Genomic DNA, 12,141 nt, shown 5'->3' on the forward strand with positions numbered 1-12,141 from the left:
AAGGAGTACCGTAGCCAGCTAGAAACCTACGGTATAACGCCCAGTATGAGTCGAAAAGGTAACTGTTATGACAATGCCTGTATCGAGGCATTTCATAGCATCTTGAAACGTGAATTCATCTACAGCAGCCCAAAATTCAAGACAAAACAAGAAGCCCAGCAAAAGCTGTACAGGTATCTTGAGTTCTTTTACAACCGGACAAGGTCGAATAGCACAATTGGTTACATGTCCCCAGCGCTCTTTGAGCAGCTATATTACCAGCGGGTGGCTTAACTTAGTGACGTCTACTTTCTTGACAGAAGAGCAGAAATCGACATACACGAGAGAAACAAGGCCTGTGCAAGCGAATATATCGATGATATCGACTTATTTACAAAATAGAGATGGAAAAATTTCCAATATGCGATGATAATTGAGTAGGCTCCATATTTTACATGAAACGTTAGGTGATTTATGTCAGCGCTGCTCGCATATGTAGGTAAGCGCTCCCAACTCCGGGTGCTTCTATATCTACTTTTAGCCATCACATTGCCGCTCTTACTTACGCTTTACCTGTATAATCAGCAATTCACTGCAAATCTGGAGCAAGAAACCAAGCGTTCGGCGGAACAGCAGCACGATCACATTATTCAGGGATGGCAGCAGGAATTCCGTCATATCGCGGAAATGGCACATCGCAATGCGAAAGATTATGGCATGATATCGTTAGCCAAACTCAAAGATACAACTTCGCAAGAAGCCAAAACATTGAATGACTATGCAAATAACCTACTCTCCGAGCAAACGTTTCAAAACCGCTATGTCGAGCAGATTTGTTTGACGATACAAGCATCGAACCGTACACTCTGCGCGCATAGCTCTGACGAGGCTGGGGCGTTGGATACACATGTGAGAGCAGCTAACCAACGGTTCGAACCCTTGGGCGTAGAGTCAAATCGCGATAACGTCTATCTTATGACTTATTCCGAGTCACTACTTGATAAAGGAAATACACAAGAACTCGGACGAGTAACGATCTGGTTCAATTTGAACACGTTATGGAAAGTTGTATCGGTGAAAAACAGCGCTCAAGCTTACGTGTTCATGGATCCGGATCAGCGGGTGGTTTATCGGAATGGTGTATTTACGGGAGGGTTGGCACCCGTTCAAAGTGCAAGCAATTCGTTGTCAGCTGACCGAACGACAGTGCAATCGGTGAAGCAAGTAGACATGAATACGCAAACGCCATGGATATCTTTCTTCGAAGCTCCTATGCCTAGGCTGAATGAAACATTCCCGCATTATCGCATGTGGCTGCTTACCTTATTTGCCCTGGTCTTCATGCTGTGTATCGGAGGCATACTCCTCTTCATTACCTATGTAACCCAACCTCTCCATGAGCTAAAAGCATTAATGAACCGAGCCGAACGAGGCGATCTCCGCGCGTATTGGACATCCAAAGCATCGAAAGAATGGACGCACATCGGTGAGAGCTACAATCAGATGTTAAATCGTTTGGAAGACCTCATCAAACAGGTGAAGCGGGAAGAATCCCTCAAGAAGGAAGCCGAGATGGAAGCGCTCCACTATCAGTTGAATCCTCACTTTCTTTATAACACACTGAATACGATTAAATGGGTGGCCAAAATACATAAAACACCTCAGATTTCTGAGGTGGTGAGCAGCTTAGTTCGCCTTTTGCAGGCGAGCTTAGGGAAGAAAGGGGATTTCATAACTTTAAGAGATGAAATCGGCCTGACGCATGATTACATGGAAATTCAGAAGTTTCGCTATGGCGATCGCATTCAGCTAGAAACACAGGTTGATGAATTAACGTTGGGCTGTTTAGTCCCCAGGATGCTTCTGCAGCCGCTTGTGGAGAACGCGATCATTCATGGGATTGGTCCAGCCAAACGCGAAGGTATGATTACGATAAGGACTTGGTTAGATCGTGATCTTTTATTTTGCCAAGTCGAGGATAACGGTGTTGGGATGCCGCTCGAAGAGGGCAATTTCGGTGGGGAAACGATGGATGCTGAGGGGAAAACGACGAAAGTGGATCACATGTTAAAGGAACGGATGAGCGGCATAGGGATTCGTCATATTAGGGAAAAAATCAAGTTAATCTATGGTCCCGAATTTAAACTACATATTCGATCCAAACCAGGAGAGGGAACGACGATTAGGATGTTTCTTCCCATTCATCAGGGCGAGGAGTGACAAGATGAACGTGCTTGTTGTTGATGATGAACCTATTATTCGTCAAGGTTTAAGGCAGTTGGTAGATTGGGAAATGCACGGGTTTACCTATGCAGGTGAGGCAGAGGATGGCTTGGAAGCCTATGAGCTTCTTGAAACACGGCATATCGATATCGTCATTACCGATTTGTTGATGCCGCGCATGGATGGGTTAGCTCTTATCCGTAAGTTAAAAGAGGAAGCAAGACCGATCAGTGTCGTCGTTCTGAGCTGCATGGATGATTTCAGCTATGTGAAAGAAGCGATGAAGCTTGGGGCGAAGGACTATATGCTCAAACCAACGATGGAGCCAGAATCATTAATCGAGATTCTGTTGAATGTGAAGGAAGAGCTTCTAACGCAGAGAAATGAGCAACGGGAATTCGCTCAGAAGGAGCTTGAGCTTGCCTCCACGAAGGAGATGCAGCTTTCGAATAAGCTGCAGACCTATGTGCAGACGGGGCTTGGCGCAGCCGAGCTAGAAGCTGAGCTCTTCAGCGCTCAGCCGAACCGCGCAGTCTGCCCGCTGGTCAGCCTGCTGCTGCACACCGGGCCCAGCGCCATCGCCGATGGCTGGCGCTGGACCGGCTGCCTGGCGGCGCTACCGCTAGCCGCCGGCAGTGCGCTGCTGCTCATGCCGGCAGCAGCAGAAGACCCTGCCGCGGCGCTGGCGCGCGCCGCGGAGGTCCGGCTCACGCAGTCGCCGGACTGGTTCATCGGAGCCGGCGTCGTCCTACGCCGGCTCGCAGACGTGCACCCTGCTGCGGCGTTTCACGCGCAGCAGCTGCAGGAGCGATTCTACGGCGCCAGCCGGAATCGCAGCCGTGTGATGCTTGCGCCGGAGGCCTTCGCAAGCACACGCAATGCCCCGCTGCCGTATGACATACGCAGCGATCTCTTGCGCTGTATCGTGCACGATAACAGCGAGGGGTACCTGCATCATGCGGACATCCTTGGCCGCAGATTAAGCCAGGATCAGCCGGATAAGACGAAGCTGCTGATCTTTATCCAAGAGCTGCTCGCGCTAGCGGCTGGTTATGCGCGCGAGCGCGGGTATGAGGAAATTGAACGCTATGAAGAGCTGTTCGTGCATAATCATGCGGTTAGCCTGTGCGGCAGCTTCGAACAGGTCATGGAGCTTCTTCAACAGGCGTTGAGCATGCTCATGGAGACGAAGCTGGCCACCGGGTTTGAGCAAACCTACCGCAGTAACAATCCATTTATCCGCAAAGTTATCAGCTATATGAAGGAGAATTATGCTTCCCCCATCTCCACATCAGACATGGCTGAACATGTCAGGCTGAGTCGCAGTTATTTAAGTGATCTTTACAGCAAAGAAATGGGGGAATCTTTGAGTGAAACACTCACCCGCATCCGTATGGAGGAAGCAAAGCGCAGATTGCGAACAGGTGAGATGAAAGTATATGAAGTGGCGGAAGCTGTAGGCTTCCCTGATCCTAAATCCTTCGCCAAGACGTTCAAACGCGTGGTCGGTTGTTCCCCAAAAGAATTCGAAAAACCATTGTAGCGGATACTCCTGTACTTTCACGAACTCGTCCGCAGAGGACGAGAAAGTCTTTCATATAGTCATTCATATAGTCTTTCATACAGTCTCTCATACAGTCCCACATACAGCCCCCTCCCTAATAACCGAACAAACAGACACCTTTTTCGAACAAAGGCAGTCTGTTTATTTGTTATGTAAAGGTTTACATTTAAGGAAGCAGAAGAACTAGGATGAAATTGGAAATGAGGTGTTAACTTTGAGCAGGCATGAAACACAAATACCTATGGTGCAGGCCATCGGGGTGACACGCGTATTTGGGAAAGGTAATGAGGCTGTTCACGCGTTGCGAGGTGCCGAATTAAGTATCCCAAGAGGTCGTTTAGTGGCCTTGCGAGGGAGGTCGGGGTCTGGTAAAACAACCTTGCTCAATATCATTGGTGCGCTGGACCGACCGACAGAGGGAGCCGTATATTTGGACGGAACGGAGATCAGTACACTATCAGAGTCGAGACGTGATGAGATTAGAAGGAGACACATTGGTCTTATATTCCAATCATTTGCTTTGGTACCCTATATGTCCGCTTATGAAAATGTCGAGTTTGGGTTGCGTATTTCAGGCGTTCCCGCAGGTCACTACAAAGCACTCGCCGAAGAAGCCTTAGATTTCGTTGGATTGAAACAGCGAATGAAACATCGGCCTTACGAGCTCTCTGGCGGAGAGCAGCAGCGGGTTGCCATTGCCAGGGCAATAGCGCATAAACCTAAGTTAATTTTGGCTGATGAGCCCACAGCGGAGTTGGATAGTCGAATGGGACTTCAAGTTCTTAAACTGTTCAAAGATTTAGTCCAAGAAGGAATGACGATTATGATGACCACGCACGATCTGGCGATTATGGAAATTGTAGATGAAGTGTATGCATTGGAGGATGGTACCATTGTCGATGAGGGTTAATGCTTTCGCTTCTAAGCTCGTTCTGATAGCAATTGTTGTATGTATATTAGCGGGGTGTTCGCTATTGCCCAAAGAAGAGGAAGCGCTGAAACCGCCTCTCGTCAAACCCGTGAAGGAAAATTTCGAACTTTACGAGGTGAAAAAAGGGGACATTACTCGGAAGTTCAATGCCGTTGCGACATTCCGATCGAATAAAACAACGAATTATTATTTCACGGAGTCTAATCATCGTTTGGCCGGGATGCGTGTCAAATTAGGTGACACAGTGAAACGAGGAGATCTCCTCGGTGAATTGGAAAAAGGTGATTTAGACAATCGCATCGCCCTGCAGAAATTAAATCTCGAGAAGGCACAGATTGCTAGCATGCAAGTCAAACAGGCCGATCCTGGGCAGACGTTAGCAATTCGGTTAAAGGACATTGATGTTGAAGCTGCTCAGCTTCAGTTGTCCGCACTTCAGGCTCAACTGGCGACAACTAAACTAATTGCCGAATCCGGTGGGATCGTAACGTACCTAACGGATGCCGTACAAGGAAACGTCATAGATGCTTACAATTCCTTGGTAACATTGTCTGATCCTACATCCATTCAGCTTGCTTATGAAGCCCCAGATAATTCTTCTCTCTCAGGTATCGAGGTGGGGATGAAAGTAGATGTGAAGATTGGAACCAGCGACACTATGATTCAAGGTAAAGTACTGCAAACCCCTTCAAGCGCGCCTCGAACCGATAATAAGGCCGAAACGGAACGCAATGCCAAAACGCTTATCGTAGGCGTTCCCGATGGAACCGAGGGAGCTAAGATCGGCGCCTCTGGGGACATAACAGTAATTGTAGAGAAACGAGAGAATGTGATTCTAATTCCGAGAGCAGGCTTACGTTCCTATTTGGGCAGAGATTATGTGCAAGTATTGAATGGGGAGAGCCGGAAGGAAATCGATGTTGAGAAGGGGCTTGTGACTGCAACGGAAGTCGAAATTCGCTCAGGACTCTCGGAAGGCCAGCAAGTTATTTTAAATAATTAGTACGTCTAGGAGGATTACAATGGCTTTATTTCTGATGATTCTCCGTAAAATGGTAAAGAACCGCTGGCTGGAACTTAGCCTTTTGGTTGGGTTAATCATTTCAGTGGCGCTGGCGAGCTCCATGCCGATTTATACACATGCCATTTTACAGCGTATGTTGATTAAGGATTTGGAAGTTATGCAGACCGAAACACAGCAATTTCCTGGGGAAGTGGCCAATCATGGTTATTTTGTAGGAATGGGTAAAGGCAAGGACGGTGATAAACTGCTAGCGGAAACGGATGCTTTTATGGCTGAACAGAGCAGACGATTTGGCTTGCCCATCCTCTTATCCTCTATTAGGCGCAGCACCAAGACATTCCCGCTGACTCCGAGCGATCCAAGTCGTGTAGATCCCAAAGTTGATCGATCTGGTGAGATTGCAGCCATGACAGATTTGGAGTCCCATATTCGGCTTGTTGATGGCGTTATGCCTGCTGCTAAGCCCGTTGACGGTGTCTATGAAGCGATGGTATTTCCAGAACTATTAACAAAGTTGAAAATCGTACTTGGCAATGAAATGACGATTGTTAGTAAAGATCTGAACCGAAGCATTCGAATTAAGCCTGTTGCTGTCATTGATCGTGCCGATTACGCAGATTTGTATTGGTTGAATAGTACAACTGACTTGAATTCGAGACTTTTCATTCCTTTTGATTTATTTGAGCAAGATTTTACGAAGCATGGCAATTTTGTTGATATGTTTTCATATTGGACTTATCTACTTGACTATCATCAGTTGAAATTAGAAGGTAAAGAAACCTACATGACGACATATTCGGCAATTGTATCGTATTTTAACGCCAATTTAGAATCCTTTACAACTAGTAATCCGACGATCACTACTATGCAGACGTATACAGACAAAGAGAAAAGACTCCGAATTTTACTGTGGTCCCTGAATGTACCAGTGAGCCTTTTACTCGCATTCTACTTATTCATGGTGGCCAATCTAATTACGGAACGTCAGAAAACAGAGATAGCCGTGTTGCGAAGCCGAGGAGCAAGCCGTACGCAGATCTTGATGGGGTATGTGCTAGAAGGTGTTCTATTAGGCGGAATTGCCCTGCTTATTGGCCCATTTCTTGGTCTTCAACTAACGAAAATCTTAGGTGCCTCAAATGGCTTTCTGTCGTTTGTTCAGCGTGCCTCGATGGACGTTAAGTTAAATTCAGAAGCCTATCAATACGGCTTAATTGCGATTGCCGCTTCGGTCTGTATGACGCTCGTTCCTGCTATTATTGCAACGCGCGCGACAATTGTTGGTCATAAGCAAACGCTTGCGAGGAAGAATAAGCTTTCTTTTGCCCATAAAATATTCTTAGATGTTCTCTTATTGGCGGTTTCGATCTATGCCTTACAAAGCTTTCATCGACGTATGGGTGATCTCGTAGCTCTTGGCCTAGACGCGATGGATATGAAAGTGGATCCGCTTTTATTCGTTGTGCCAGCCCTATTCATTTTCGCTATGGGCTTGTTCCTGCTAAGGATTTATCCGTGGGTCATTCAGTTGATCTATACCATCGGCCGCAAATGGTGGCCCCCCTACTTATATTCAACGCTGCTTCAAGTGGGCAGATCCGCTACACAATACCAGTTTATTATGCTTTTTATTATGATGACGCTGGCTACAGGCTTGTTCAGTGCTAGCGCTGCCAGAACAATGAATGCCAATATCCAAGAGAAAATCGACTACAAGAATGGTGCCGATATTGTATTGCAAACCGCATGGGACAGCGATGCGCCGCCTCCAAAGTCAGGTCCGCCGATAGCAGCAGCGGGTACTAAATCGTTTGTTGGGGAGCAGAGTGCTCCAAAGCGTATCCAATATGTGGAGCCGCCTTTCATGCCTTTCACACAATTGACTGGAGTCGAATCCGCTGCTCGTGTATTTCAGAAAAAAGATGCTTATATAACTGTAGGCGATGATGCCAAAAAAGCAACGCTTATGGGGATCGATTCCGATGATTTCGGTCGAACAGCTTGGTTCAGGGACGGGTTGCTTGATCATCACTTCTATGAGTATTTGAACTTGTTAGCTGGTGATTCCAAAGCCGTACTCATTTCGAGGTCGATTGCCGAGGAAACGGGGGCGAAGGTAGGCGATGTGGTTCGCATCGGCTGGGACGATGTGGAAGGCGCCACGGCCGTCATCTATGGCATTATTGATTATTGGCCCAGCTGGAATCCGAACCCGATTCTGACGGCAACGACGAATGCGGGAAGCAACGCAAGCTCTGCTAAGAGTAAAGTAAACGCACCTAAGCTCATCATTGGACACCTCTCTTATATTCAAAATAGTTTGGCCGTGGAGCCCTATGATGTATGGCTGAAGCTGAAGCCCAAGATGACTAGTCAGGCCCTATATGAGGGACTGGAACAGAAACATATGTCGGTCTCCCGTCTATCCGATACGAGGCAGATGCTGGTTCGTGCCAAGAATGACCCCTTCCAGCTAGCTGTGAACGGTGTCATGACGCTTGGTTTCTTAATCGCGATCGGAATCAGCTTCATTGGCTTTCTGCTGTATTGGCTGCTTTCCTTGCATGGGCGCATCTTGCAGTTCGGTGTGCTGCGCGCGATGGGCATTTCTTATGCTCAATTGATTGGCATGTTGACAGCAGAGCAACTGCTTACGTCTGGAACAGCTGTGTTGATTGGGATGGTCACGGGGAAGACAGCGAGCCGACTCTTCGTCCCGTTGTTCCAATTAACATTCGATTCCTCAAGTCAAGTGCCGCCGTTTCAAGTTAGCTTTGATCCGCGAGATCAGCTGCATTTATACCTAATCGTCATCGTCATGATAGGCATGGGTCTCCTGCTGCTCGGCACGATGCTCTCCAGAATCAAGATACATCAAGCCGTTAAGCTTGGGGAGGATTAAGCATGATTCATTGCGAGAATCTAGTGAAAATTTATAAAGCTGCTGATATTGAAGTCGTTGCCTTACAGGGACTTGACCTCCACATCGCAGAAGGAGAATTGATGGCCATTATCGGCAATAGCGGTAGCGGGAAATCAACGCTGTTGAATATGCTGGGAGGGTTAGATCGGCCTTCAGCGGGAAATCTCCGTGTGGATGGGAAAGACTTACTGAAATTCAAAGAATCCGACTTGGTCACGTATAAAAGAGAAACCGTAGGCTTCGTTTGGCAAAATAATGCCCGAAATTTAATTCCCTATTTGACCGCCTTGGAAAATGTGGAATTGCCCATTCTGCTCCAGGGACGGCGCAAGCGCCATCGAGCCTTGGATCTATTGGAAGCTGTGGGTTTGAGCCATCGCAGCAAAAATAAGCTCAATGAGCTTTCCGGCGGTGAGCAGCAGCGGGTAGCGATTGCCATCGCGCTTGCGAATCAGCCGAAGCTCCTACTGGCGGATGAACCGACGGGGTCTGTCGATACGAAGATGGCCAATCAAATTCTCGATCTGTTCCGTGAGTTGAACCGCAACTTCGGTTTAACCGTTGTTATCGTTACGCATGATCCGCTGCTGGCTAAGAAAGTAGATCGCGTAGTCGCGATCCGGGACGGCAAAACCTCCTCCGAAATCCTGCGACGCAAATCCTATCAGGAAGAGCTGCTGGAGCTAGAGCAGGGGATCGTCTCCTCAGAGGCTGATTCACATATGGAATACGCGGTCGTTGACAAGGCCGGCAGATTGCAGATTCCAGCTAACTATCTGGAGTCCATTGGCGCCTCCCGAACGCATAAGGTGCGTGTGGAGATGGAGGATGGACGCATCATTATTCTCCCGTCAGATAAATAAGAAAAGCCACAATCGAAGTAGATTCGGTTGTGGCTTTTAGCATGTGGAGGGACAGTTTCAAGAGGCGATGATCCATTATTTTATATGCTTAAAATATTCTCATGTGATATATTGACTTTAGTTAATAATTTCCACTAATATTATAGTATACTATTCAGGTAGGAATTATTGTCTTTAATTTGTTTGACCACTTATACCTATTCCCATTATCCTAGGAGGCACGCTCATGTCAAATTCTGAACGTAAGCACTTACCAGAAACTTTAGCGATTCATGCAGGTCAAAAGGTGGATCCTACAACGAATTCCCGAGCTGTACCGATCTACCAAACGACGTCATACCTCTTTAATGATACCGACCATGCAGCCAACTTATTTGCACTCAAGGAATTTGGTAACATTTATACACGCATTATGAATCCGACGACGGATGTGTTTGAGCAGCGAATTGCCGCTTTAGAAGGCGCACCTGCAGCGCTTGCTGTTGCGTCCGGCCAAGCAGCCATCACATTTTCGATTTTGAATATCGCCGAGGTTGGTGACGAAATCGTTTCCGCTTCAGCTTTGTACGGTGGAACCTATAACTTATTTGCCAATACACTAAAGAAACTAGGCATCACGGTGAAGTTCGTTGATGCAAGCAACCCAGAGAATTTCCGCAGCGCGATTACCGAGAAAACGAAAGCAATTTATGCTGAATCGATCGGAAATCCCAAAGGGGATGTCCTAGATATCGAAGCAGTCGCTGCGATTGCGCATGAGAATGGCATTCCGCTTATCGTTGATAATACGTTCCCAAGTCCGTATTTGCTGAGACCTATCGAGCATGGCGCTGATATTGTTGTCCATTCGGCAACGAAGTTTATCGGCGGACACGGCACAACGATTGGCGGCGTTATCGTAGACGGCGGGAAATTCGATTGGGCGGCAAGCGGCAAATTCCCTGGCTTGACCCAGCCAGATCCAAGCTATAATGGCGTGGTGTATACAGAAGCTGTAGGTTCCATTGCTTACATCATCAAAGCACGTGTTCAACTCCTGCGTGATCTAGGGGCATCCCTGTCACCAAATAGCTCCTTCCTTTTACTGCAAGGTTTGGAGACATTACATCTACGTCTAGAGCGTCACAGTGCGAATGCACTGCAGGTTGCCAAATATTTAGAAGCGCATGAGTCCGTAGAATGGGTTAGCTATGCAGGACTTGAGAGTCACCCGTCCTATGAGCTAGCTCAGAAATATTTGCCGAAAGGTCAAGGCGCGATCTTAAGCTTTGGTATCAAAGGCGGCGTAGAAGCGGGCAAGAAGTTGATTCATGCCGTGGAACTGTTCTCTCATTTAGCGAATGTGGGAGATTCCAAATCCTTGATCATTCATCCTGCAAGCACAACGCATTCCCAGTTGAATGAGCAAGAACAAGCTTCCGCTGGCGTATCTCCTGGACTTATTCGTTTATCTGTTGGTACAGAAGCCATCGAAGATATTATCTACGATCTGGAGCAAGCGATTATCGCTAGTCAGAAGTAGCATCTTGCAGTAAAACTTGTAACGCGAACCCGTTCCGCATAAAATATGAGAAGGCTGCGATTTAGGAGCTCAACCTAAATGCAGTCTTTTTCTTTTTGGCATTCGCCAATTCGCTGACATGCAACTTTTTTACCCTTATAGAAGTCTATTTGTTTATGAAGCTTGTACAATTTCAAGGAGGCATGACAACACCCATGAAAGTCAAAATGGCTGGATCCATCGTCCTACTGATGGCGTTATTTATCGTTGCAGGCTGTGGTAGTAAAGGGGATGTCGCACCAACTAGCTCGCCCTCGGCATCTCCCTCGTCTGTAGCAACAGCAACAGTTTCACCTAGTCCATCCGGGGGGAGTCCAACACCTGTCACAACGCCTTCGGCTGGGTCAACGCAGAAACCAACGGCAAGCCCAACTGTTTCTCCTGTGACAAGCAGCGCTCCACCTAAGAGTGGAGAGGTTCAAGTCGTGGCTAAACCGGAGAGTGTGACCGTACTCGTCAATAAGCAGAATTCACTGCCTTCGAGTTATGAGCCGGCGGATCTTGTTTATCCGAATATTCCATTCACATTTGCTGAAAAAATTGAAAAGCGCAAAATGCGCCAAGTCGCAGCTACCGCTATTGAGAAGCTATTTGCCGGAGCGGAAAAGGATGGCATCCATTTGGCCGGTGTATCGGCGTATCGTTCCTATGCCACTCAGAAATCTGTTTTTCAAAGCTATGTGAAAAAAGACGGCGAAGAAAAAGCTAAAACGTACAGCGCGGTTCCAGGAACGAGTGAGCATGAAACAGGGCTTGCGATTGACGTGACGGGCAGCAATGGGAAGTGCGCGGCAGAGGATTGCTTTGGAGGAACGAAGGAAGCGGTCTGGCTTGAGAAGCATGCTGCAGATTACGGCTTTATTATTCGTTACCCGCAAGGCAAAGCCGCAATTACAGGTTATCAATATGAGCCTTGGCATATTCGATATGTAGGTACGGATGTGTCCAAAGAAATTCAAGCGAAAAGTTTGACGATGGAAGAATTTTATCATACGGTTCCCGTCAGCAAATGATCTAATTAGGCAAAAATCCCCCCACATGGACGCTATTTATTGTCCATGTGAGGGGATTTT

At 47.3% G+C, this 12,141-nt stretch carries 9 protein-coding genes; all 9 read left to right on the forward strand.

The genetic code is table 11. The annotated features are described in order from the left end of the window. The coding region (locus A8709_RS34720; RefSeq protein WP_167357151.1) for an integrase core domain-containing protein at positions 1–273 on the forward strand (273 nt) is incomplete at its 5' end. A gap of 180 nt (positions 274–453) precedes the next feature. Further along, entirely contained in the window at positions 454–2,199 is a 1,746-nt protein-coding gene (locus tag A8709_RS21930; RefSeq protein ID WP_065855165.1) for a sensor histidine kinase, read from the forward strand. Positions 2,200–2,203: 4 nt separating this feature from the next. Next, positions 2,204–3,745, forward strand: a complete 1,542-nt coding sequence (locus A8709_RS21935; protein ID WP_065855168.1) for a response regulator — start codon at positions 2,204–2,206, stop codon at positions 3,743–3,745. 262 nt (positions 3,746–4,007) lie between these two features. After that, positions 4,008–4,676 (forward strand): ABC transporter ATP-binding protein, encoded by a 669-nt coding sequence (locus A8709_RS21940; RefSeq protein ID WP_065857257.1) that lies wholly within the window; start codon positions 4,008–4,010, stop codon positions 4,674–4,676. Beyond that, positions 4,666–5,700 carry an efflux RND transporter periplasmic adaptor subunit gene (locus A8709_RS21945; RefSeq protein ID WP_065857258.1) on the forward strand — a complete coding sequence of 345 codons (1,035 nt, stop codon included), beginning with the start codon at positions 4,666–4,668 and terminating at the stop codon, positions 5,698–5,700. Before A8709_RS21940 ends, A8709_RS21945 begins: the two co-directional genes overlap by 11 nt. 19 nt (positions 5,701–5,719) lie before the next feature. Then, a complete protein-coding gene (locus A8709_RS21950; protein ID WP_065855170.1) occupies positions 5,720–8,623 on the forward strand; it encodes an ABC transporter permease in 2,904 nt (967 codons plus the stop codon). 2 nt (positions 8,624–8,625) lie between these two features. Further along, the gene (locus A8709_RS21955) at positions 8,626–9,507 is read left to right on the forward strand and encodes an ABC transporter ATP-binding protein (RefSeq protein ID WP_065855172.1); all 882 of its coding nucleotides are present in this window, start codon (positions 8,626–8,628) and stop codon (positions 9,505–9,507) included. Between the two features lie 226 nt (positions 9,508–9,733). Next, entirely contained in the window at positions 9,734–11,029 is a 1,296-nt protein-coding gene (locus A8709_RS21960) for a homocysteine synthase (protein WP_065855174.1), read from the forward strand. Positions 11,030–11,223: 194 nt separating this feature from the next. Then, on the forward strand, positions 11,224–12,081 hold the full coding sequence (locus tag A8709_RS21965; RefSeq protein WP_084225304.1) for a M15 family metallopeptidase: 858 nt from the start codon (positions 11,224–11,226) through the stop codon (positions 12,079–12,081). The last annotated feature ends 60 nt before the right edge of the window (positions 12,082–12,141 follow it).

Source organism: Paenibacillus pectinilyticus, from assembly GCF_001700435.1.
GTDB classification, from domain to species: domain Bacteria; phylum Bacillota; class Bacilli; order Paenibacillales; family NBRC-103111; genus Paenibacillus_E; species Paenibacillus_E pectinilyticus.

What these genes read in the sequence shown, in the direction of transcription:
- A8709_RS21930 (WP_065855165.1), top strand. Translation starts at nt 454, where the DNA reads ATGTCAGCGCTGCTCGCATATGTAGGTAAGCGCTCCCAACTCCGGGTG.
- A8709_RS21935 (WP_065855168.1), top strand. Translation starts at nt 2,204, where the DNA reads ATGAACGTGCTTGTTGTTGATGATGAACCTATTATTCGTCAAGGTTTA.
- A8709_RS21940 (WP_065857257.1), top strand. Translation starts at nt 4,008, where the DNA reads ATGGTGCAGGCCATCGGGGTGACACGCGTATTTGGGAAAGGTAATGAG.
- A8709_RS21945 (WP_065857258.1), top strand. Translation starts at nt 4,666, where the DNA reads ATGAGGGTTAATGCTTTCGCTTCTAAGCTCGTTCTGATAGCAATTGTT.
- A8709_RS21950 (WP_065855170.1), top strand. Translation starts at nt 5,720, where the DNA reads ATGGCTTTATTTCTGATGATTCTCCGTAAAATGGTAAAGAACCGCTGG.
- A8709_RS21955 (WP_065855172.1), top strand. Translation starts at nt 8,626, where the DNA reads ATGATTCATTGCGAGAATCTAGTGAAAATTTATAAAGCTGCTGATATT.
- A8709_RS21960 (WP_065855174.1), top strand. Translation starts at nt 9,734, where the DNA reads ATGTCAAATTCTGAACGTAAGCACTTACCAGAAACTTTAGCGATTCAT.
- A8709_RS21965 (WP_084225304.1), top strand. Translation starts at nt 11,224, where the DNA reads ATGAAAGTCAAAATGGCTGGATCCATCGTCCTACTGATGGCGTTATTT.